This window comes from Dickeya undicola (assembly GCF_000784735.1).
GTDB lineage: Bacteria > Pseudomonadota > Gammaproteobacteria > Enterobacterales > Enterobacteriaceae > Dickeya > Dickeya undicola.
The window spans coordinates 15985-36596 of record NZ_JSYG01000039.1 but is presented as its reverse complement, the minus strand read 5'-3'; the positions used below and the strand labels follow the sequence as shown (position 1 = coordinate 36596).

At 54.2% G+C, this 20612-nt stretch carries 20 protein-coding genes and 1 riboswitch; of the genes, 10 read left to right on the top strand and 10 right to left on the bottom strand.

The genetic code is table 11. The features are described 5' to 3' along the window. Positions 1 to 228 precede the first annotated feature (228 nt). The 4 genes from fadD to OB87_RS18185 all read right to left on the bottom strand — a co-directional run bounded on the left by fadD (position 229) and on the right by OB87_RS18185 (position 5511). Entirely contained in the window at positions 229 to 1899 is a 1671-nt protein-coding gene (gene fadD / locus OB87_RS18200) for a long-chain-fatty-acid--CoA ligase FadD (RefSeq protein ID WP_152605909.1), read from the bottom strand. Positions 1900 to 2129: 230 nt separating this feature from the next. After that, entirely contained in the window at positions 2130 to 2747 is a 618-nt protein-coding gene (locus OB87_RS18195) for a Slp family lipoprotein (protein ID WP_033570805.1), read from the bottom strand. Between the two features lie 77 nt (positions 2748 to 2824). Then, positions 2825 to 3526, bottom strand: coding sequence for a tRNA (adenosine(37)-N6)-threonylcarbamoyltransferase complex dimerization subunit type 1 TsaB (gene tsaB / locus OB87_RS18190; protein ID WP_033570804.1), 702 nt, complete (start codon positions 3524 to 3526; stop codon positions 2825 to 2827). A 65-nt stretch (positions 3527 to 3591) separates the two neighbouring features. Continuing rightward, positions 3592 to 5511 carry an ATP-dependent DNA helicase gene (locus OB87_RS18185; RefSeq protein ID WP_033570803.1) on the bottom strand — a complete coding sequence of 640 codons (1920 nt, stop codon included), beginning with the start codon at positions 5509 to 5511 and terminating at the stop codon, positions 3592 to 3594. A gap of 199 nt (positions 5512 to 5710) precedes the next feature. Here OB87_RS18185 and OB87_RS18180 point away from each other — a divergent pair, with 199 nt between their 5' ends. Then, a complete protein-coding gene (locus OB87_RS18180; RefSeq protein ID WP_033570802.1) occupies positions 5711 to 6058 on the top strand; it encodes a RidA family protein in 348 nt (115 codons plus the stop codon). 65 nt (positions 6059 to 6123) lie between these two features. On the opposite strand, the gene OB87_RS18175 is transcribed toward OB87_RS18180, so the two are convergent. After that, on the bottom strand, positions 6124 to 6315 hold the full coding sequence (locus OB87_RS18175; protein ID WP_033570801.1) for a YoaH family protein: 192 nt from the start codon (positions 6313 to 6315) through the stop codon (positions 6124 to 6126). 146 nt (positions 6316 to 6461) lie between these two features. Here OB87_RS18175 and pabB point away from each other — a divergent pair, with 146 nt between their 5' ends. From pabB to OB87_RS18160, 3 genes are all read left to right on the top strand, one after another. Then, positions 6462 to 7832 carry an aminodeoxychorismate synthase component 1 gene (gene pabB / locus OB87_RS18170; RefSeq protein ID WP_033570800.1) on the top strand — a complete coding sequence of 457 codons (1371 nt, stop codon included), beginning with the start codon at positions 6462 to 6464 and terminating at the stop codon, positions 7830 to 7832. A 15-nt stretch (positions 7833 to 7847) separates the two neighbouring features. Continuing rightward, a complete protein-coding gene (locus OB87_RS18165; protein ID WP_033570799.1) occupies positions 7848 to 8471 on the top strand; it encodes a CoA pyrophosphatase in 624 nt (207 codons plus the stop codon). Positions 8472 to 8677: 206 nt separating this feature from the next. Then, positions 8678 to 10039, top strand: a complete 1362-nt coding sequence (locus OB87_RS18160; RefSeq protein WP_033570798.1) for an L-serine ammonia-lyase — start codon at positions 8678 to 8680, stop codon at positions 10037 to 10039. Positions 10040 to 10120: 81 nt separating this feature from the next. Here the strand turns inward: OB87_RS18160 and OB87_RS18155 are convergent, their stop codons facing one another. Continuing rightward, the gene (locus OB87_RS18155; RefSeq protein WP_033570797.1) at positions 10121 to 11674 is read right to left on the bottom strand and encodes a TerC family protein; all 1554 of its coding nucleotides are present in this window, start codon (positions 11672 to 11674) and stop codon (positions 10121 to 10123) included. A gap of 641 nt (positions 11675 to 12315) precedes the next feature. Here OB87_RS18155 and manX point away from each other — a divergent pair. The 5 genes from manX (at position 12316) to mntP (ending at position 16522) form a co-directional block, all read left to right on the top strand. After that, positions 12316 to 13272, top strand: a complete 957-nt coding sequence (gene manX / locus OB87_RS18150) for a PTS mannose transporter subunit IIAB (RefSeq protein ID WP_033570796.1) — start codon at positions 12316 to 12318, stop codon at positions 13270 to 13272. Between the two features lie 68 nt (positions 13273 to 13340). Beyond that, positions 13341 to 14138 carry a PTS mannose/fructose/sorbose transporter subunit IIC gene (locus tag OB87_RS18145; RefSeq protein ID WP_033570795.1) on the top strand — a complete coding sequence of 266 codons (798 nt, stop codon included), beginning with the start codon at positions 13341 to 13343 and terminating at the stop codon, positions 14136 to 14138. A 14-nt stretch (positions 14139 to 14152) separates the two neighbouring features. Beyond that, positions 14153 to 14989: a PTS mannose transporter subunit IID gene (locus OB87_RS18140; RefSeq protein ID WP_024106031.1), complete on the top strand. Its 837-nt coding sequence runs from the start codon at positions 14153 to 14155 to the stop codon at positions 14987 to 14989. Positions 14990 to 15103: 114 nt separating this feature from the next. Beyond that, complete coding sequence (locus OB87_RS18135) at positions 15104 to 15562, top strand: DUF986 family protein (RefSeq protein ID WP_033570794.1); 459 nt, start codon at positions 15104 to 15106, stop codon at positions 15560 to 15562. A 196-nt stretch (positions 15563 to 15758) separates the two neighbouring features. Then, a riboswitch (yybP-ykoY riboswitch) is annotated at positions 15759 to 15942 on the top strand. Between the two features lie 7 nt (positions 15943 to 15949). Beyond that, positions 15950 to 16522, top strand: coding sequence for a manganese efflux pump MntP (mntP, locus tag OB87_RS18130; RefSeq protein WP_033570793.1), 573 nt, complete (start codon positions 15950 to 15952; stop codon positions 16520 to 16522). A 51-nt stretch (positions 16523 to 16573) separates the two neighbouring features. On the opposite strand, the gene rlmA is transcribed toward mntP, so the two are convergent. The 3 genes from rlmA to OB87_RS20110 all read right to left on the bottom strand — a co-directional run bounded on the left by rlmA (position 16574) and on the right by OB87_RS20110 (position 17847). Next, positions 16574 to 17401, bottom strand: coding sequence for a 23S rRNA (guanine(745)-N(1))-methyltransferase (gene rlmA / locus OB87_RS18125; RefSeq protein ID WP_235425297.1), 828 nt, complete (start codon positions 17399 to 17401; stop codon positions 16574 to 16576). 80 nt (positions 17402 to 17481) lie between these two features. Continuing rightward, a complete protein-coding gene (cspE, locus tag OB87_RS18120) occupies positions 17482 to 17691 on the bottom strand; it encodes a transcription antiterminator/RNA stability regulator CspE (RefSeq protein WP_005968829.1) in 210 nt (69 codons plus the stop codon). Positions 17692 to 17730: 39 nt separating this feature from the next. Next, positions 17731 to 17847 (bottom strand): DUF2627 domain-containing protein, encoded by a 117-nt coding sequence (locus OB87_RS20110; protein ID WP_071526204.1) that lies wholly within the window; start codon positions 17845 to 17847, stop codon positions 17731 to 17733. Positions 17848 to 19021: 1174 nt separating this feature from the next. On the opposite strand from OB87_RS20110, the gene OB87_RS18115 reads away from it, so the two are divergent. Then, complete coding sequence (locus OB87_RS18115; RefSeq protein ID WP_033570792.1) at positions 19022 to 19879, top strand: fructosamine kinase family protein; 858 nt, start codon at positions 19022 to 19024, stop codon at positions 19877 to 19879. A 45-nt stretch (positions 19880 to 19924) separates the two neighbouring features. Here OB87_RS18115 and OB87_RS18110 read toward each other — a convergent pair whose 3' ends face one another. Next, positions 19925 to 20473, bottom strand: coding sequence for a YniB family protein (locus tag OB87_RS18110; RefSeq protein ID WP_033570791.1), 549 nt, complete (start codon positions 20471 to 20473; stop codon positions 19925 to 19927). Between the last annotated feature and the right edge of the window lie 139 nt (positions 20474 to 20612).

Sequence of the window (20612 nt, the reverse complement as noted above, 5' to 3'; positions counted from 1 at the left end):
ATTCTCTTGGTTGTGCCCCGATGCGGCAACCGCAACAGGGCATGGAACATATTTATGGCGGACAATACATCACGCGAGTCAGACCGCGCCATCAAGGTAGATAATGTCTTAACAACAAATAATGTCTTGACACAAGCAGGTAACCTTTTGACGCGAAAGGCGATGTTGACCTGTGGTACTCAGCAGGCAGGCCACCACCATACCCGTCATGACTACCACAGGCAACCATCAGGCGGCTGACTGCTCATTACGCAGCTCACGCCGGAGAATTTTCCCCACGTTAGATTTTGGTAACTCGGCACGAAACTCGAATAGCCGCGGCACCTTATACCCGGTGAGATTACGACGGCAGTGGCTGATCAGCTCTTCTACCGTTAGTGAGGGATCACGGCACACCACGAAGACTTTAACCGCCTCACCCGACGTTTCGCTGGGCACGCCAATCGCCGCCGCTTCGGATACCTTCGGATGGCGCACCACCACTTCCTCGATTTCATTGGGATAAACATTGAAGCCGGACACCAGAATCATGTCTTTTTTACGGTCGACGATTTTCAGGAATCCTTGCTCGTCAGACGTGACAACGTCACCGGTCGCCAGCCACCCTTCTTTCAGCACGTCATGCGTCGCGGCAGGTTGCTGCCAGTAGCCGGACATCACCTGCGGGCCGCGTACCCACAATTCGCCAGGCTCGCCAGGTGCCACATCCTGACCGTTGTCATTAACAATGCGCACATCGGTGGACGGCACCGGCAAACCGATGCTGCCGCTATAATGTTGCAGGTCATACGGATTTCCCGCCACCAGCGGTGCGCTTTCTGTTAATCCATAGCCTTCCAGCAGATGGATGCCGGTCAGTTTTTCCCAGCGTTCAGCCACCACCTGCTGCACCGATGCGCCGCCGCCTACCGACAGCCGCAGCGTGGAAAAATCCAGCCGACTAAACGCGGCGTTGTTCAGCAACGCGTTGAACAGCGTATTCACCCCGGTAATGGCGGTAAACGGATAGTGCGCAAGCTCTTTGATCATGCCGGGAATATCACGCGGGTTGGTGATCAGCAGGTTTTTTCCGCCGATTTCGACAAACAACAGGCAATTCACCGTCAGCGCAAAAATGTGATAGAGCGGCAGCGCCGTCACCACCAGTTCTTTCCCTTCCTGCAATACCGGACCGTAAGCGGCTTTGGCCTGCATCAGGTTGGCCTGCATGTTCCGGTGAGTCAGCATCGCCCCTCTGGCGACGCCAGTGGTGCCGCCGGTATATTGCAGGAACGCCAGGTCCTGATTGTTCACCTCCGGCTTCACATACGGCATCCGCTTGCCCTGTTGCAACACCTGACGGAACGAGATGGCGTCCGGCAGGTGATATTTCGGCACCAGACGCTTGATGTACTTGACCACGAAGTTGACCAGCGTGCCTTTAGCCGGTGCCAGTTGATCGCCCATGCGGGTCAGGATCACATGTTTCACCGGGGTGTTGTACACCACCTTTTCCAGCGTATGAGCAAAATTAGAAACGATAACGATGGCCGAAGCACCGCAGTCTTTCAGCTGGTGTTCCAGCTCGCGCGGCGTATACAGTGGATTGACGTTGACCACCACCAGACCGGCCCGCAGGACGCCGAATAGCGCAATCGGATACTGCAACAGGTTGGGCATCATCAACGCGACGCGCTCACCTTTTTTCAGTTTCAACTGTTGTTGCAGGTAAGCGGCAAAAGCACGGCTGCGCTCCTCCAGCCGACGGAAGGTCATCACCTCGCCCATATTGATAAAGGCGGGCTGGTCGGCATAACGTGACACCGCGTGTTCAAACAACTCGATTAGCGAAGTGTAGCGATCCGGGTCAATTTCCGCGGGGACATCCGCCGGATAACGCGCTAACCAGATTTTTTCCAAAACGTCACTCCCGAGATATTTTTTAAGTGGCATAAGCAATCCCAACCTGAGTGATCTGTAACAACATTTTAACTCATATTAACAACTGTGAAATTCACAATGTTCAGGTTGAGAAGATGATCACTTATTTCAACTTGTTATCCGTGCCGAAAAAACAGTACCGAAAAAAAACGAGGCGACCCAGGCCGCCTCTGTTCACTGTCAGGCTGTCGCCTGATTGCTGACGATCGTTACTCCGTGACGACAGACTCCACCTGAGCAGGCGCATATCCATCGTTCCAGTTCGGCCCCCAGCCAGGTCCCCAGACATGGCGGTAACGGCGATCCCACCAGGGATCGTAAGCACGTGGCGGCAACACCACCTGCTGCACCACGCGCCAGCGTTTGTAGCCCTGCACGCTAATCACCACGTACTGATATGGCCGTTCACCAATTTTACCCTGCTCGGTGCCGGTAATTGGCCCTACCACAGTGATCAGTTGGTTTTTGAAATCCACCGGCTCCAGAAACCCATTGACGTAGGCGACCAGACGGCCGCCTGATGGCTCGCTCAGTCGCGGCCGCCCCGCCTCATCCAGCGGTAAACTGACAATTTCCAACCGAGTGCGATGAGCTTCGTTGCGAATATCCGCAATCCGACCACCGAAACGCGATTCCTGCCCAACGTACAGGTTCGGCGCATTCATCACCCGAATCAGGTCCATCTGCGGTGTGGCCGAGGTCCCACGGATTTCATCCGGCAACGTAACGCAACCAGACAACACGCTCAGACTCAGCAACAGCAGTCCGCACAGCCCAGCTCGGCGCAGTCGCATCGACGTTTTATTTCCGAAAGAGTGGATAGTCATCACCTATACCCTGATTGCCATCGTCAATGTGTGAAGATACTTGTGACTTAGACTGTAGCCGATGCGATAAGTTGCTGTTATTCCCGGCCGGGTAATTTTTTCCACGCCACTTCGTTGCGCAGGTAACGGGGTTCGGCCTGCTCCACGCTGACCGCTGCGCCCGAGGTCCACAACCGCCACGCCAGCGGCAGCATGTCCTGCGCCTGCGGCAACAACATATCGGTGTGATTCAGAGCGATATCAGCAGAGCCGACCAAATCCGGATAGGTTTGCCAGCCGGTTCCCGCGGTGGCCCAGTCGCCGTTCAGCGCAGCCGCCAGTGACTGCACCTGAACCGGTGCCAGTACAGCTTCGCTGGCCTCGCCGTGCCAGTTGCCTTGCTCGTCACGTTCGTAGCTCGCCCAGTAGACTTCGCCCATGCGGGCATCAATGGCGGTCAGCACCCTGCTGGCACCGGTCAGGCGGTACGCCCCTTGCGCCAGCGTCGCCAGCGTCGATACCCCGAGCATCGGTAAATCCGCACCCAGTGCCAGCCCTTGCGCGATGCCGATGCCAATACGCACGCCGGTGAAGCTACCTGGCCCACGACCGAATGCCAGCGCATCCAGTTGGCTGAGCGCCACACCATGCTCGGCCAGCACTTGCCGGACCATCGGCAATACCCGCTGGGTATGCTCGCGGGGGCAAATTTCAAACAGGGAATGGATTTCACCGTCATTCCAGAGTGCAACGGAACAGGCTTCCGTTGCGGTATCAAGCGCTAAAATTCGCGTAGACATGCCAACCTCAGGCAGGGAGAGAATATTTCAACGGCGCGCATCATAACAGCCAGCGCCGGTGAGCGTCACGGTTTGCGCGTCAGAAAATCGATGGCGTGCCGCAAATCCCGTGTTCTGGGTGCTGGCGGCAGGCTGGTGAGAAACACTTCGCCATACGGCCGCGTCACCAACCGGTTGTCGCAAATCACCAGCACACCCCGGTCTTCCACGTCACGAATCAATCGGCCGACGCCCTGCTTCAACGTAATCACCGCATCGGGCAATTGCACCTCGTCGAACGGGTCGCCGCCGCGCACCCGGCAATCTTCCATACGCGCCTTGAGCAACGGATCGTCCGGGGAGGTAAACGGCAGCTTGTCGATAATAACGCACGACAGCGCATCGCCCCGCACGTCCACCCCTTCCCAGAAACTGCCGGTCGCCACCAGTAACGCATTACCTGCCGCCAGAAACTGCGCCAGCAGCTGCGGTTTACTGGTTTCACCCTGCACCAGCACCGGCAATGTCAGCGACGCCCGAAACTCAATGGCCAGGTCGCGCATCATCTGGTGTGAGGTGCACAGCATAAAACACCGCCCCTGATTGGCTTCGATCAGCGGGCGCAACATGCGCGCCAACTGTTTGGCCGCGCCGGGCCGATTGGTTTCTGGCAAGTAGCGCGGCACGCACAATAACGCCTGACGCGCGTAATCAAATGGGCTCGGCAGCAGCAATGTGCGGGCCTGATCCAGCCCCAGACGGTCAATAAAATGTGTGAGCTGATCGTTTACCGACAGCGTAGCCGAGGTGAATACCCAGCAGGCTGGTTTTTCTTTCATCACATCCCGGAAACGGTCCGCAACGGACAGCGGCGTCAGCGCCAGCACGAAATGACGCGAGGTGCATTCATACCAGTAGCTATAACCGGGTTGCTGCACGTCCCGCAGCCGCTTCAGCCGGGCACGGTATACCGTCGCGCGTTCAAACGCCGCATCCAGCAACGCGGAGCGGCCCAGCGACAGCTTGGCGACATCGCAACACAGTTCCAACGCGTCATCCAGCAACGTCAGCGACCGCTGCAACAGGTTATCCGTGACAATGTCACGTAAATTGCCACGAAAGCCTGGGTCACCCAGTGCCAGGCGAAAATCCTGCGTACTCTGGCTCAGGCGATCTGCGCTTTTCTGTAACTGGTTGGCGTCCCGCACTTCGGTGCGGTAGGCAATCACGATATCTTTAGCGAGGTCCAGCAACTGGCGACTGGAAAGTTGCTGACCGAAGTACTGGCTGGCGATGTCCGGGATCTGGTGAGCTTCATCAAATATCACCACGTCGCTATCGGGGATCAATTCGGCAAATCCGCTCTCCTTGACCACCATATCCGCCAGATAAAGATGATGATTCACCACCACCACATCGGCATCCATCGCCCGTCGGCGCGCCTTCACCACAAAGCACTCCTTGTAATGCGGGCAGTCGCTACCGAGACAGTTATCGTTGGTGCTGGTCACCAGCGGCCATACCGCGCTGTCTTCAGCCACATCGCCGCACTGGCTGATGTCGCCGTCTTCAGTTTCGGAACTCCAGCCACGCAGCCTCACCAGTTCGCGCAGCACATCACGGCCAAGATCACCGCCCGCCAGCGATTGTTGTTCCAATCGCTCGATGCACAGATAATTGGCGCGCCCTTTCAACAGCGCCAGCTTGCCCTGAAACTTCAGCGCGTTGGCGACAGTCGGTAAATCACGGCTGTACAGTTGATCCTGTAGCGCGCGTGAGCCGGTGGAAACAATCACCTTTTTGCCAGAGCGCAGCGCAGGTGCCAGGTAAGCGTAGGTTTTACCGGTGCCGGTGCCCGCCTCCACCACCAGTGGCTTTTTGGCGTCGATCGCCTCCAGCACGGCGGCTGCCATCTGGCGCTGCGGTTCACGCGGCTGGAAGCCACGAATCGCCTGCGCCAGTACGCCATCGGTTGCAAAATCGTCGATTGAGCTGTCTGCTGCCACGCTGCCTCTCTTGTCTGACACTGCCGTCGCCGTGATTCGGCCGGATAAAGGTGGCTGATTATGCCAAGCCTGCGCGCACGACACCACTTCGGGTCGTGTCGCTGTTCCTGCTCGGGGGTCACCTGTTGGGAAGAACTGTGTTAGTCTCTGCGGTTTTAGCACCTGTCCCCGCGCAAACTGAACCGAGGAGCCTGACTTCATGTCGATTACCCGCATCAACCCGGACGCACGCTGGTCCGACGCCGTTATCCACAACAACACGCTGTACTACACCAGCGTGCCGGAAAACCTCGACGACGACGCCCGCGCCCAGACCGAAAATGCGCTGGCGTCACTGGATGCCATTCTGCAACAGGCGGGTAGCGATAAAAGCCGTCTGCTGGACGTGACTCTTTTCCTGGCCGATAAAGCTGATTTCGCCGCCATGAACGCCGCCTGGGACGCCTGGGTCGTGCCCGGTAGCGCACCGGTGCGCTGCACCGTGGAAGCCAAACTGATGAACCCGAAGTTCAAAGTGGAAATCAAAGCGATCGCCGCTGTCGGCTGACCCGGCTCGGGCGGCGGCGTCTACGCCGCCCGTAAACCATGCGCCCGTAAACCATGATAGTGCTGTTACTCCTGCGAAGACGCCTCATCGTCTTCAAAACGCGCCACCACCCGCGCCCCTTGATGATTCTGACGCAATTCTTCCGCCACCAGCGCGATGGCTTCGCCGCTGCTCAAGCCGTCCTCCATCAGCTGTTGTATTCTTTCCACCGCCTGTTGCTGCTGCTCATGGGTCAGCGCCGGGATACCTGCAAACATCTTTCTTCTCCTGAAAACCTTTTTATGCCAACGACACCCGCGATCCACCACGGTTTGTGGTACGCTTGCACCCGCTGCGATGCAGCTGCCGGTTCAGCGCACGGCTACCGGCATGATCAACGCCGGGAAACGATACCAATACTGCTATGCCGACACCGATAGTCTATCACGCGCTCCCGTATCAGCCGGATGCGCTGTTGCGCCTTTTTAGTTCCCTGTCGCACCAACCCTGGGCGATGTTGCTTCATTCCGGGTTTGCTGACCATCCTCATAACCGTTTTGACATTCTGGTGGCGGAGCCGCGCCTGACCCTGCAGACCGTCGGCGAATTGACCACTACCCAACACGGTGATACCCGACAGACCTCCACGGAAGACCCGTTTTACCTGCTGCAACAGCAGCTCGATGCACTGGCGTTGGATGTGCCACCTCACCCGGATTACCCATTTCAGGGCGGTGCTCTCGGCCTGTTCGGTTACGATCTGGGGCGTCGGGTCGAGCAGTTACCGACCATCGCCGAGCGGGATATCAACCAGCCCGACATGGCGGTAGGTATTTACGACTGGGCGCTGATTGCCGACCATCATCAACAGCGACTGACCCTCATCGCCCACGGCGACATCGACACCAGACTGGCCTGGCTCAGCGCCCTGTCGCCTGCCAAACCGGGTGCATTTCATCTGACCAGTGACTGGCAAGCCAACATGAGCCGCGAGCAATACGGTGAAAAATTCCGCCGTATTCAGGCTTATCTGCGCGCGGGCGACTGCTATCAGGTCAATCTGGCCCAGCGCTTTCAGGCCGGTTATCAGGGCGACGAATGGCAGGCGTTCCTGACACTTTCCGCCAGTAACCGGGCACCGTTTTCCGCTTTCCTGCGGTTGCCGCACAGCGCGGTGATCAGTATTTCGCCGGAGCGCTTCCTGTGGCTGCACGATAGCCATATTCAAACCCGGCCGATCAAGGGCACATTGCCACGGCTGCCGGATGCCGACGCCGATGCCCGTCAGGCACAGCAATTGGCTGATTCCGAAAAAGACCGTGCTGAGAACCTGATGATTGTCGACCTAATGCGTAACGATATCGGCCGGGTAGCGGTGCCGGGCAGCGTTCGGGTGCCGGAATTGTTTGTGGTGGAGCCGTTTCCGGCGGTGCACCATCTGGTCAGTACTATCGAAGCGCGCTTACCCGCACAGCAGCACGCCACAGACGTGCTGCGCGCCTGCTTTCCCGGCGGTTCCATTACCGGAGCCCCCAAAGTGCGCGCCATGGAGATCATCGAAGAGTTGGAGCCACATCGCCGTAACGCCTATTGCGGCAGCATCGGCTATCTCAGCGTCTGTGGCACGATGGATACCAATATCACCATCCGAACACTGATCGCGGCTAATGGCTTACTGTCCTGCTGGGCTGGCGGTGGAATTGTGGCCGACAGCAAAGAACAGGCAGAATATCAAGAAACCTTTGACAAGATTGGCCGTATTCTGCCGTTATTAAGCGTATCGACCACGGATTAAACAGGGCTGACCGACATGACCGACATTTCGCTGTTGCCTTTCACAGATAGCACTGACGGATACCATCCTTATAATCTGGACACGTTTATTACCCGTTTTCAGTTGCAGAGCGCCCCCAGCCTGCCGGTCACGCAGTATCACAGGCAGGCCGCGGTGCTGGTGCCGATTATCCGTCGCCCTGACCCTTGCCTGCTGCTGACCCGTCGTTCACTTCGTTTACGCAAACACGCCGGACAGGTGGCCTTTCCCGGCGGTGCGGCTGACCCAGAAGATCAATCACTTATTGCCACTGCGCTGCGCGAAGCACAGGAAGAAGTGGCGATTCCGCCCGCATCGGTCCAGATATTGGGAACGCTACCCTGCTTTGACAGCACCAGCGGTTATCAGGTCACCCCGGTAGTTGGCCTGCTGCCGGAAAACACCTCTTTTCATCCCAATGCCGACGAAGTGGCGGAACTGTTTGAAATGCCACTGCGGGAAGCCTTTGCCCTCCAGCGCTACTACCCACTAGATATCAAACGCCACCAGCAGCGCCACCGGGTTTACCTTTCCTGGTATCAACAACAACTGGTTTGGGGGCTGACCGCCGCGATTATCCGCCAATTGGCATTGCAAGTGGCGACGCCGGAAGCGGCGTAATCGCCCGGCCAATACGTCGAGTCTGGCATAAGTTATTTTTCGGCATAACATAACTTTATTTCATGTGAAAAGCCGAATGCAGCAGCATACTCTCCACTACAATAGCGCGATCTATCGAGTTTTATTCTGGAGCGAGTCGTATCATCGACCATAACGTCCCCCTCGCTCCCCTATAGTAACAAGCCGTGCCCTAAAGGAGTTTCAGCGTGATAAGCGTATTCGACATGTTCAAAATCGGTATTGGCCCCTCCAGCTCTCACACAGTCGGACCGATGAAAGCCGGTAAGCAATTTGTCGATGAACTGCAACAACGGGATTTGTTGTCCCGCACCGATCGTGTGATGGTGGAGGTTTATGGCTCCCTTGCCCTGACCGGCAAAGGCCACCATACCGATATTGCGATTATTCTTGGCCTGGCGGGCAATCAACCGGATACCGTGGATATTGATGCTATCCCGACGTTTATCCGTGACGTGGAGCAGACGGAGCGGCTATCGCTGGCTGGCACGCATGACGTCGCGTTCCCCCGCGAAGGCGGTATGATTTTTCGTGGCGAAAACCTGCCGCTACATGAAAACGGCATGACACTTACCGCCTTTGCCGCCGACCTTCCACTGTTTCGCCAAACCTATTACTCGATCGGCGGCGGGTTCATCATTGATGAAGCACACTTTGGTCAGTCTCAGGAATCCACCTTCACCGTGCCGCATCCTTACCGCTCCGCGCGGGAAATTCTGGAGCACTGTAAACAAAGTGGCCTGTCTATCTCCGGCATGATGATGCGCAACGAGCTGGCGCTGCATAGCCGTCAGGAGATAGAAGACTATTTTGCCGCTGTCTGGCAGACCATGCGTGCCTGTATGGATCGTGGCATGAATACCGAGGGCGTGCTCCCTGGTCCGCTGCGAGTCCCTCGCCGCGCCGCCGCGCTACGCCGTATGCTGGTGTCATCGGACAAGTTATCCAACGACCCGATGAACGTCGTGGATTGGGTCAACATGTTCGCCCTGGCGGTTAATGAGGAAAACGCCGCGGGTGGGCGCGTGGTCACTGCGCCGACCAATGGTGCCTGCGGCATTGTGCCTGCGGTACTGGCCTACTACGATCATTTTATCGAGCCAGTCGGCCCCGGTATTTATCTGCGCTATTTCATGGCTGCAGGCGCGATCGGGTCGCTGTATAAAATGAACGCCTCGATCTCTGGAGCGGAAGTGGGTTGTCAGGGCGAAGTCGGCGTAGCCTGTTCGATGGCGGCGGCTGGCCTGGCCGAGTTACTGGGTGCCAGTCCTGAACAGGTGTGTGTCGCCGCAGAAATCGGCATGGAACACAATTTGGGGTTGACCTGCGATCCGGTGGCAGGTCAGGTGCAGGTGCCTTGTATCGAGCGTAACGCCATCGCCGCGGTCAAAGCTATCAATGCCACCCGCATGGCGGTGCGTCGCACCACCGAAGCCCGCGTGTCACTCGACAAAGTGATTGAAACCATGTACGAAACCGGTAAAGACATGAACGCCAAATACCGTGAAACCTCCCGCGGTGGTCTGGCTATCAAGGTGCAATGCGACTAACCAAAAACAACGCCGACGGGGGTTCCCTCGTCGGCGTTGACATTACTGGCTAAAAAATAGGTATTAGGTTCGCGGCAAGCATTACGCCTCTTCTTCCGCAGTCGCTTCTGGAATACGGGTAATGCGCACCAGCTCGATACGATAGTCCGTTGCTTCCACGATCAAGAACCGCAACCGGTGCAATTCCACCCAATCCCCCACTTTGAGGAATTCATCGCTGTGCGCCAGTAGCAGACCGGCCAGCGAGGTGTACTCTTCTTTCGGATCGACTAAGTCCTGCACGTTGAGCACCTGCTGCAACGAATGCAAGTCGGTGCCGCCTCGCACCAGCCAGCCGTCACCGTCTTCGATGATATCCAGCGTTTCATCTTCATCCGGGAACTCACCGGCGATCGCTTCCAAAATATCCAGCGGCGTTACCAGCCCCTGCACAACGCCAAACTCGTTGGTGATCATCACCAGGCTGCCTTTCGCGCGGCGTAGCACCGGCAACAGGTTGATGACATCCAGCGTTTCCGGCACCACGATCGGCGGGTTGGTAGCGGCGAACTGCTCCACATCGGTGTGTTCATCCAGCGCCACCAACAGGTCTTTGGCGCGCACTACGCCGACCAGTTCATCCAGCGAGCCGCGGCACACCGGGAACAGACTGTGCGGCGTATCTAACAGTTGCAGGCGAATATCCTCCACCGAGCGCTCGCAATCCACCCAGGAGATATCGGTACGCGGTGTCATCACACTGCGCAGGGAACGGGAGGCCAGCGTCAGCACGCCGCTGATCATATAGCGCTCTTCTTCAGCAAACGTTTCTTCCGGTTGCTGCTGCGGTTGTTCTTCCTGATCGTCATGGCTCGCTTTGCGTGACCCCATCAGGCGCAGAATCGCTTCGGCGGTACGCTCGCGCATCGGCCGGTGCGACTGATGTTTGATGAAGTTGTGCCGGGCAATCTGGTTAAACATCTCGATGACGATCGAGAAGCCGATCGCAGCATACAGATAGCCTTTCGGAATATGGAAACCAAACCCTTCCGCCACCAGACTTAAGCCGATCATCAGCAAGAAGCTAAGGCAGAGCACCACCACCGTCGGATGGGCATTGACAAAGCGGGTCAGCGGTTTGGAGGCCAGCAGCATCACGGCCATGGCGATTACCACGGCGGTCATCATAACCCCCAGATGGTTCACCATCCCTACGGCGGTAATAACCGCATCCAGGGAGAACACCGCGTCAAGAATCACAATCTGTGCCACGACAGCCCAAAAGCTGGCCTGGGCGCGGTTGGCATTCGGGTCGAGCGGGCGGTTTTCCAGCCGCTCATGCAACTCCATCGTGGCCTTGAACAGCAGGAACACCCCCCCGGCCAGCAAAATCAGGTCACGGCCGGAAAAACTGAACTGCCCGACAGAAAACAGCGGCTGTGTCAGCGTCACCATCCAGGAAATCAGCGATAGCAGGGCAAGACGCATCAGTAGCGCCAGTGACAAGCCGATAATACGTGCTTTATCGCGCTGTTTAGGTGGCAGTTTATCCGCCAGAATGGCGATGAACACCAGGTTGTCGATACCCAAGACAATTTCGAGTACCACCAACGTCAGTAAGCCTGCCCAGATTGAGGGATCCAGCAAAAATTCCATGTCAGACTCCGGAAAATGAACGAGCGAACGGCATCAATGCAACAGCATTGCGCGACGAAAGTAAAAAGGAAGTGTCAGTGTAGGGCTGAATTCGGCCTGAATGGCCCACAGGGTAAAGAACAGCACCGGCCAGCGCCGGAGCAAAGGAAATGAATCGTCGGTGACAGTCCATAGGAAGGGCGCTTGCCCGTTACTCCTCTGTAATTAAAGGGAGAACAACTTTAACAGAGTTAATACGATTTTCCACAACGATTTTCCTTCGCTCCGCGAAGCGGGTCGCATTCATTGGCATCATCGTTCTCCCTGAATGTATTCCGCCACCGATTGTCGACCGGTATCACATAATTTATTTCTTCGACCCCTAAAATAAATCCTGCCGATATCAGCCTGGCCTGAATCGATTCATAACCTGGCGCACTGGGTACTTATATACCCCCAATAATTCGAGTTACAGGAAGGTAGCCAACGTATCGACTACTTGAAGGATGACGGGTATAGACGCTTTTTGTGCCATCTATCGGGCAAGAAACAGTATTACGGCCATACTGAATATCGCTCACGGATAAAAGTGACTAATTTATCTCGATTATCAGACAGATTTCACTCTCAACAAAACAGTGATTCATGAAAGGAGGGAGCAAGTGAGTATCGCTATCATATTATGCACTCACGGCGCCACTGCCGGTCCGCTGCTAAATACGGCTGAAATGATTCTTGGTGAACAGAGTAACGTTGGCTGGATTGATTTTGTTCCCGGCGAAAACGCCGAGATCCTGATGGAAAAATATCAGGCGAAACTGGCCGAACTGGACACCTCACAAGGTGTGCTTTTTCTGGTAGACACCTGGGGGGGCAGCCCGTTTAACGCCGCCAGCCGACTGGTGAATGACAAGAAAAATCATGAAGTGATCACCGGGGTCAATATTCCAATGCTGGCCGAGACGTTTATGGCCCGCGACGACAATCCTGAATTTGGCGAGCTGGTCGCTATCGCGGTGGAGGCTGGGCGCGCAGGCGTCAAAGCGTTCAAGGCACCCGATCCGGAGAAAGCGCCCCGCCCTGCGCCGGTCAGCGCCAAACCGGCAGCAACGCCGGGTGCGGGTGGGCACATGAAGATCGGGCTGGCACGTATTGACGACCGCCTGATTCACGGGCAGGTCGCGACTCGCTGGACGAAGGAAACCAACGTCAACCGCATCATCGTAGTGAGTGATGAAGTGGCAGCAGATAATGTGCGAAAAACCCTGCTGACACAGGTAGCCCCACCCGGTGTGTCGGCCCACGTGGTTGATGTCGCCAAAGCGGTCAGGGTTTACGACAACCCGAAATACGCGTCTGACCGCGTTATGTTGCTGTTCACCAATCCAACCGATGTACTGCGACTGGTGGAGGATGGCGTCAAGATTACGTCGGTCAACATCGGCGGCATGGCCTATCGTCAGGGCAAAACACAGGTCAATAACGCCGTCTCGATTGACGACAAGGACATCGTAGCGTTCAACAAGCTCCATGAGCGCGGTATTGAACTGGAAGTTCGCAAAGTCTCGACGGATACCAAAATCAATATGATGGATTTGATCACCAAGGTGGCGCGTTAGCACTTCCGAAGCAACGGATTGGGTAACGACGTTATTTTTTGGACCACTATTCTCACAGGAGAAGTACCATGGAGATCACCACGTTTCAAATCGTGCTGATATTTATCGTGGCCTGTATATCAGGTATGGGTTCCATCCTCGATGAATTCCAGTTTCACCGGCCGCTGGTGGCTTGTACCCTGATCGGGCTGGTGCTGGGCGACATCAAAACCGGGATCATTATCGGCGGTACGTTGGAAATGATCGCGTTAGGCTGGATGAACATCGGGGCCGCCGTAGCACCTGATGCAGCACTGGCTTCTATTATTTCCACCATTCTGGTTATCGCCGGTGGGCAAAGCGTTGGTGCCGGGATTGCGCTGGCTATCCCACTGGCAGCCGCAGGCCAGGTACTGACTATTATTGTGCGTACCATCACCGTCGCCTTCCAACATGCCGCCGACAGCGCGGCTGAGCGCGGCAATCTTTCTGCCATCAGCTGGATTCACGTTTCCGCCCTGCTGTTGCAGGCCATGCGTATCGCTATTCCTGCGGTGATTGTCGCCATCTCGGTCGGGACTGAAGCGGTGCACGGCCTGCTCTCTTCCATTCCCGAGGTCGTCACCACCGGTCTGAATATCGCTGGCGGCATGATTGTCGTCGTCGGTTATGCCATGGTCATCAACATGATGCGGGCCGGTTATCTGATGCCTTTCTTCTATCTGGGCTTCGTTACCGCCGCCTTCACCAACTTCAATCTGGTGGCGCTGGGTGTTATCGGTGTTGTCATGGCGGTGCTGTATATTCAGCTAAACCCCAAATACAACAAGGCTCAGGGCGTAGCCGCTGCATCGTCAAACAACGATCTTGATAACGAATTGGATTAACAGGAGAGCAAGAAATGGTGGATACGACAAAGAAACTGACTCCCAGCGATATTCGCGCCGTATTTCTGCGTTCTAACCTGTTCCAGGGGTCGTGGAATTTCGAACGTATGCAAGCTCTGGGGTTTTGCTTTTCCATGGTGCCGGTAATCCGTCGCCTTTACCCGGAAAATTCGGAAGAACGTAAGCAGGCCATTAAACGTCATCTGGAGTTTTTCAATACTCAGCCTTTTGTCGCGGCGCCAGTATTGGGCGTAACCATGGCGATGGAGGAGCAACGCGCCAACGGTGCGCCGATCGACGACGGGGCTATCAACGGCCTGAAAGTCGGGCTGATGGGACCACTGGCGGGGGTTGGTGACCCGATCTTTTGGGGAACCGCGCGTCCGGTCTTCGCTGCGCTCGGTGCAGGTATCGCCATGAGCGGTAGTCTGCTCGGACCAATTCTGTTCTTTGTGCTGTTTAACCTGGTGCGTTTGCTGGTGCGTTATTACGGCGTCGCCTACGGCTATCGCAAAGGGGCAGATATCGTCAGCGACATGGGTGGCGGTCTTTTGCAAAAAATGACCGAAGGGGCATCGATTCTGGGGTTGTTCGTCATGGGGGCGCTGGTCAACAAGTGGACCCACGTCAACATCCCGCTGGTGGTATCGCGCGTAACGGGGCAGGATGGGAAGACTGCGGTCACGACAGTGCAATCGATCCTTGATCAACTGATGCCTGGCCTGGTGCCGTTACTGCTAACGTTTGGCTGTATGTGGCTGCTGCGACGCAAGGTTAATGCGCTCTGGCTGATCGTCGGCTTTTTCGTTATTGGCATCATAGGCTACTGGATTGGTTTATTGGGGCTGTGACGCTACCGGCCGGGGTAACCCGGCCATTCCCCCATCCCCATAATGGGTGTTTTGTTTTCATCATATTACCCCGTTGCCTTACACCTCATATTCACACCACCACTGGAGTTGTTCATGTCTTTTACCGACGTTGTTCTGATGGTATCCATTGCGCTGGCCCTGCTATATGCAATTTACGATGAATTCATCATGGACCGGCGGCAAGGCCAAACCCGACTCAAGGTGCAACTACGGCGTGCACATCGCCTCGATGCGCTGATCTTCAGCCTGCTGGTGGCAATACTCATTTATAAAAATGTGACAGCTCATGGCTCACCACTCACCACGCTGCTGCTTTTTTCACTGATACTCATGGCGATATATCTAACCCTAATTCGTTACCCGAAATTACTCTTCAAAGATCAGGGTTTCTTTTATGCCAATACTTATATTGCTTATCATCGCATTAAAAATATGAATTTATCGGAAGACGGCATTTTGGTGGTAGAACTTGAAAAAAGTCGGCTACTTATTGCGGTCAATGAATTGGATGACCTGGAGAAAATATATCACTTTATGATTGAAAATCAGTGATTTAAAATAAATTCATTCTCCATGAGAATAATAAGCCACCTTTCCACAAAAAACATGCTGCTATTTTAACCATATGGTTACTGCTGTAATTAACAGCAATTGTTTCCAAATTATCAAAGATGAAAATAATTATCAATTGCATTACTAACCCATATATTATTTATTGTTGTTTAATGCAGGAATAATATGATATCTTTGCGCCGTCATTGGGGAGTAGCCGGTTCCTGAACCCTCAAATTCAGGAATGCTCGTGTCAACATACTCGTTCTTCACTGAACGTGGTACGGGCGGCCAGGTTGGCAGGCGAGACCATAGACACGTGATCCGTCGTCTGGTTGGGGGTGGGTTACGTGGATATGGAGAACCGCCCAGCCGAGGCTATTACACATGAACTTATCTGCTACACTCATTCTTGCTTTTGGCATGTCTATGGATGCTTTTGCTGCATCCATTGGTAAAGGTGCCGCACTGCACAAACCTCGTTTTCGTGAAGCTATTCGAACCGGCTTAATCTTCGGCCTGATTGAGGCGCTGACGCCATTAATCGGCTGGGCGCTGGGTTTTTATGCCAGTCGTTTCATTATCGCCTGGGATCATTGGGTTGCCTTCAGCTTGCTGCTGATTTTAGGCGGCCGCATGATTATGGAAGGTCTGAAAGGCGAAGACAGTTGCAACTGTGAAAAAATCTCCAAACACAGCCTGTTCGTTCTTATCTGTACTGCTGTCGCCACCAGTCTGGATGCGATGGCGATAGGTGTCGGTTTGGCTTTCCTGCAGGTCAATATCTTCCACACCGCGATGGTTATCGGTTGTGCCACCATGATTATGGTGACACTCGGTATGATGATTGGCCGTTATGTTGGGCCGATCCTCGGCAAACGTGCTGAAATCCTCGGTGGTATCGTACTGATCGGCATTGGCTGCAACATTCTTTACGAACATCTGCTCGACCTCGCCTGATAGATACACCAACGGGCAGCCAAGGCTGCCCGTTTCGCTACGCTATACGCATCAGCTTTCGCGTCGATGAAAACGAATCAAAAAATCGGTTTCACACTCAAACTGCGCTTCCGCTTTCAATCCTTCGCTCACGTCCGGCGTGGCTCGCCAGGCGAATGGTGTCATTTGTAGCAGACTGGCGGCATCGGCTCCCGTCATCGTCATGCGGTACTGCAACCGTTCGACCGTTTCCAATACAAACCCCGGAAATACCTCTTCTACGTCGGGGTGCGGCCTGACTTCCTGATACACCCGCGCCTTCAGAGACAGCAAATGATTTGGCCCCGGAGAAACCGTCATCAGGCCACCGCCAGGCCGAATGACTCGCGCCAGTTCGTCACCGTTACAGGGCGCGTAGATTTTCAATACCGCAGCCAGAGAATGGTCCTGAAAAGGTAAACGCTGACTGGACGCCACACAAAACATGACCTGGGCATAACGTTTCGCCGCGCGTTGTATCGCCGCTTTGGAGACATCCAGCCCATAAACCGGCATCCCCAACGGCGTCAGTTTATCTGCCAACGCCGCCGTGTAATACCCTTCCCCACATCCAATATCCAGCAGTGCGCCCGGTTGTATCTGCAGGAGGGCAGCCAACTGCTCCGATACCCGATCCCGTAATGGCTGATAGTGCCCATTATCAAGAAACGCCCGCCTGGCCTGCATCATTTCGGCGCTGTCTCCCGGCTGTTTGGAACGTTTAAACTGCACCGGCAGTAAATTGACGTACCCTTCCCGCGCACGATCGAAATGATGACGCCCGCAGGACCATCGACCAGCTTCAACATTCAGGGGTTGATGACACAGAGGGCATTGATAAGGCACTGAAGATTTTTGCATAACACTCTTGATGATTTCGCGGATAACACCAGAAAAGCAAAAAACCCGCACAAGGCGGGTTTTATGGCATGAGCTTAAAATTACAGCGCAGTAACGTTCACTGCGGAAGGACCTTTCTGGCCATCCTGAATTTCAAACTCAACATTCTGGCCTTCGGCTAAGGTTTTAAAACCGTTGCCCTGAATTGCAGAGAAGTGTACGAACACGTCTTTGCTGCCATCAGCCGGAGTGATGAAACCGAAGCCTTTAGACTCGTTGAACCACTTAACCTGACCTTTAATCTTTGCCATTTCAAAGTTTCCTTTAATAGTTTAAACCGCACAGAGGCGTTATACAGAAAAACCAGAGTCGTTACTGCTTGAGGCACTAAAATAAGGATCGGCAGAGAAGTGGTATTCAACGCTAACGTTTGTACTCAAGACTTCTTTACTGAAAATGCCATTCATATACAGAACTGTACCTCGTTTTACCCAGATGCGTTATTACATACTCTGTAATCGTTGGCAAGCCATTTTTTGCCAGCGATGGATACACCGCACAAATTAGAGTCTTTAATGTATCATTAATATCCACTCTACAATATTCCGGGATATTGACACGCTAAAGCATTCTCTGTGGCACATCCAATCGTTTGATTATGTGCATGGTATTCCAATTACGCAAGTCGGCATGATTAACTTATTGCCAGTCACCTCATGCCATAACAAAATGATATTACCCCACTGGTTGCAAGATGTATCGGCTCGCTAGCTACCGTTTGTCAAAAATGTGATTAAGGCGTTCTTTTTTTAGCTATCCATACCAACAAATTCCTTTTATAACAAACAGATGAAATCAATCGACTCCTGATAGTGACTGTCTGGTCATATAATAATAATGAAACATAACGAGTATAATCTTTCGCGACTTATCCCCTTCATACTTCAAGTTGCAGGTGTGTTGGCGGCCTTTGCTCACCCCAGTCACTTACTTGTGTAAGCACATGGAGATTCACTCACTTGCTGCCTTCCTGCCGCTCGAATTATTTGGGGTATAGAACAGGGATAACATTATTTTTTCAAAAATATGATTTACCGATGGCTTTCCTTTACCTTACTCCGGTTTTATTTCTGTTTTTTAGCCGCTAAAAAAATGTTTATGTCGTACATTATGTGACGTCGTACCGATTATTTTCCCATCCTTCAATTATGTTGCTGGGTTATTTTTTCTCCCTAAGAACACAGTATGGATTCATCCTTGCACGATCACATTTTATGCTGATAAAAAACCCATCTGCGTCAATCGGCAAGATCCTGACGGTCGATACCAAATACCGCTCTGGGTCAAATCAGCCATCACACAGGTCATTTGCATAGATATCGCCTGCGTTTTTTCGACATCCACAGTGACAACCCCGGCAGAGCGCGTTATTGTGTCCCTGCCGCCACCTTCCAATCACACCATACCCGGCGGACTCACACATTTTGAGGGAAGCAATCAGACTACGGTTGTTATGACGACCGCCCGCTTCCCCCCGTTTCGGCAGCCAGATAGCGCTGTCAGCTGTGCGCCAGATTCCGTTTTTACACTGCATGAATCGCTAATGTAATGATAATCGGCAACATCAACGGGAGGTGACCTATGTGGCAGACGATTGAGCAACTGCTGGAAGAACATCTCGGCCCTGGTGATATTCTGGATCGCCGGGAATTACCAGGTGGCGAGGTACACTCCGCCTGGCACCTGCGTTATGGTCAACATGATGTCTTCGTCAAGTGTGATGCACGTGAGCTGCTGACCAAATTTCGTGCGGAAGCCGAGCAATTGGAACTTCTCGCCCGCAGTAAAACGGTACAGGTCCCGATGGTGTATGGTGTAGGCAGTAACCGCGATTACAGTTTCCTGCTGTTGGAATACCTTTCACCTAAGCCTGCGTCTGCCCACGATGCCTGGCGTCTGGGACAGCAATTGGCACAATTACACCAATGGAGCGACCAGCCCCAGTTTGGCCTTGATTTCGATAATGATCTGTCCACTACGCCGCAACCCAATACCTGGCAACGTCGCTGGTCCAGTTTTTTTGCAGAGCAGCGTATTGGCTGGCAACTGCAACTGGCTGCCGAGAAAGGGCTTCACTTCGGTGATATCGATACGTTGATAGCTCAGGTAGAAAAACGACTCTCCGGTCATCAACCGCAACCGTCATTACTGCACGGCGATCTGTGGTCCAGCAATTGCCTCAATACCGACCATGGTTATTACCTGTTCGACCCCGCCTGTTACTGGGGCGACCGAGAATGCGATTTAGCGATGTTGCCACTTCATGCCGAGTTACCGCCGCAAATCTATGACGGTTATCAGAGCATCTGGTCGCTGGAAAAGGATTTTGTCGAGCGTCAGCCGATTTATCAGATTTACTATCTGCTTAACCGCGCCAACCTGTTTGGCGGCAAGCATGTGGTTACGGCCCAACAGGCGATAGAAGGTCAGTTGTTATAGCGAGGAGAGAAACCGCTGCCGAGGCAACATACCCCGGCAGCGCCATCAGGCTAAGATACCCACGGCTTTCAGCGTGAAATAGCCGATTACGGCAATCACAACCGGCAGGATATACAACGGGAAAAACTGCAACAGGATAGTATGACGAGGTAACTCCACCCGGGATTCCAGCTCCTCACGGGTTTTGCCTTCATCGCCTTTGACCTTCTCCAGAATCAGCTGATCTTCCAGCCCTTCACGAATATGTTTGACCTGGCGGGACAACCGGGAACCCGACACCTGCAGTGCCAGACCGACAAACATCAATAGATAGATTAACCAGAACATGATGGTGGCTGACGCCGACAGACGCCCAAAATCAGGCACCGGCGAGTTATACCAAAAGATGTTCAGAAATGGCGTATTGAAACGTAGTACTTCCACCACCAGGTGCAAAAAATCCTGCATCACGCCGCTAATCCCCTGCTTCTTCTCGGTAAAGGCATGAATAAGATTAGCCAACGAGATAATGGTTGAGAGCAAAGCAGGGAGAAAGATGACCCATCCCGCAATACGTTTGATCACGGCAAAAAGGCCAGCTTGTCGATACGTCATGTGTTCCCCTTGTGCGTGACGTCGTATCCAGTGCCACAGTGAGCAAGAAAAGTGTAGCCCCATAAACCCGTTAGCAGGGTACTTCAGGTTTTCGCAGAGTCAACGTTTTCTTTCCCGATAGCACATAACCGTCGGGCTG

Coding starts and splice junctions, on each gene's coding strand:
- OB87_RS18145 (WP_033570795.1), top strand. CDS start 13,341: ATGGAGATCACCACGTTTCAAATCGTGCTGATATTTATCGTGGCCTGT.
- rlmA (WP_235425297.1), bottom strand. CDS start 17,401: ATGCAAAAATCTTCAGTGCCTTATCAATGCCCTCTGTGTCATCAACCC.
- OB87_RS18195 (WP_033570805.1), bottom strand. CDS start 2,747: ATGACTATCCACTCTTTCGGAAATAAAACGTCGATGCGACTGCGCCGA.
- OB87_RS18155 (WP_033570797.1), bottom strand. CDS start 11,674: ATGGAATTTTTGCTGGATCCCTCAATCTGGGCAGGCTTACTGACGTTG.
- OB87_RS18165 (WP_033570799.1), top strand. CDS start 7,848: ATGACCGACATTTCGCTGTTGCCTTTCACAGATAGCACTGACGGATAC.
- OB87_RS18110 (WP_033570791.1), bottom strand. CDS start 20,473: ATGACGTATCGACAAGCTGGCCTTTTTGCCGTGATCAAACGTATTGCG.
- OB87_RS18175 (WP_033570801.1), bottom strand. CDS start 6,315: ATGTTTGCAGGTATCCCGGCGCTGACCCATGAGCAGCAGCAACAGGCG.
- pabB (WP_033570800.1), top strand. CDS start 6,462: ATGCCGACACCGATAGTCTATCACGCGCTCCCGTATCAGCCGGATGCG.
- OB87_RS18115 (WP_033570792.1), top strand. CDS start 19,022: ATGTGGCAGACGATTGAGCAACTGCTGGAAGAACATCTCGGCCCTGGT.
- OB87_RS18180 (WP_033570802.1), top strand. CDS start 5,711: ATGTCGATTACCCGCATCAACCCGGACGCACGCTGGTCCGACGCCGTT.
- OB87_RS20110 (WP_071526204.1), bottom strand. CDS start 17,847: ATGAATGGCATTTTCAGTAAAGAAGTCTTGAGTACAAACGTTAGCGTT.
- mntP (WP_033570793.1), top strand. CDS start 15,950: ATGAACTTATCTGCTACACTCATTCTTGCTTTTGGCATGTCTATGGAT.
- tsaB (WP_033570804.1), bottom strand. CDS start 3,526: ATGTCTACGCGAATTTTAGCGCTTGATACCGCAACGGAAGCCTGTTCC.
- cspE (WP_005968829.1), bottom strand. CDS start 17,691: ATGGCAAAGATTAAAGGTCAGGTTAAGTGGTTCAACGAGTCTAAAGGC.
- OB87_RS18140 (WP_024106031.1), top strand. CDS start 14,153: ATGGTGGATACGACAAAGAAACTGACTCCCAGCGATATTCGCGCCGTA.
- OB87_RS18135 (WP_033570794.1), top strand. CDS start 15,104: ATGTCTTTTACCGACGTTGTTCTGATGGTATCCATTGCGCTGGCCCTG.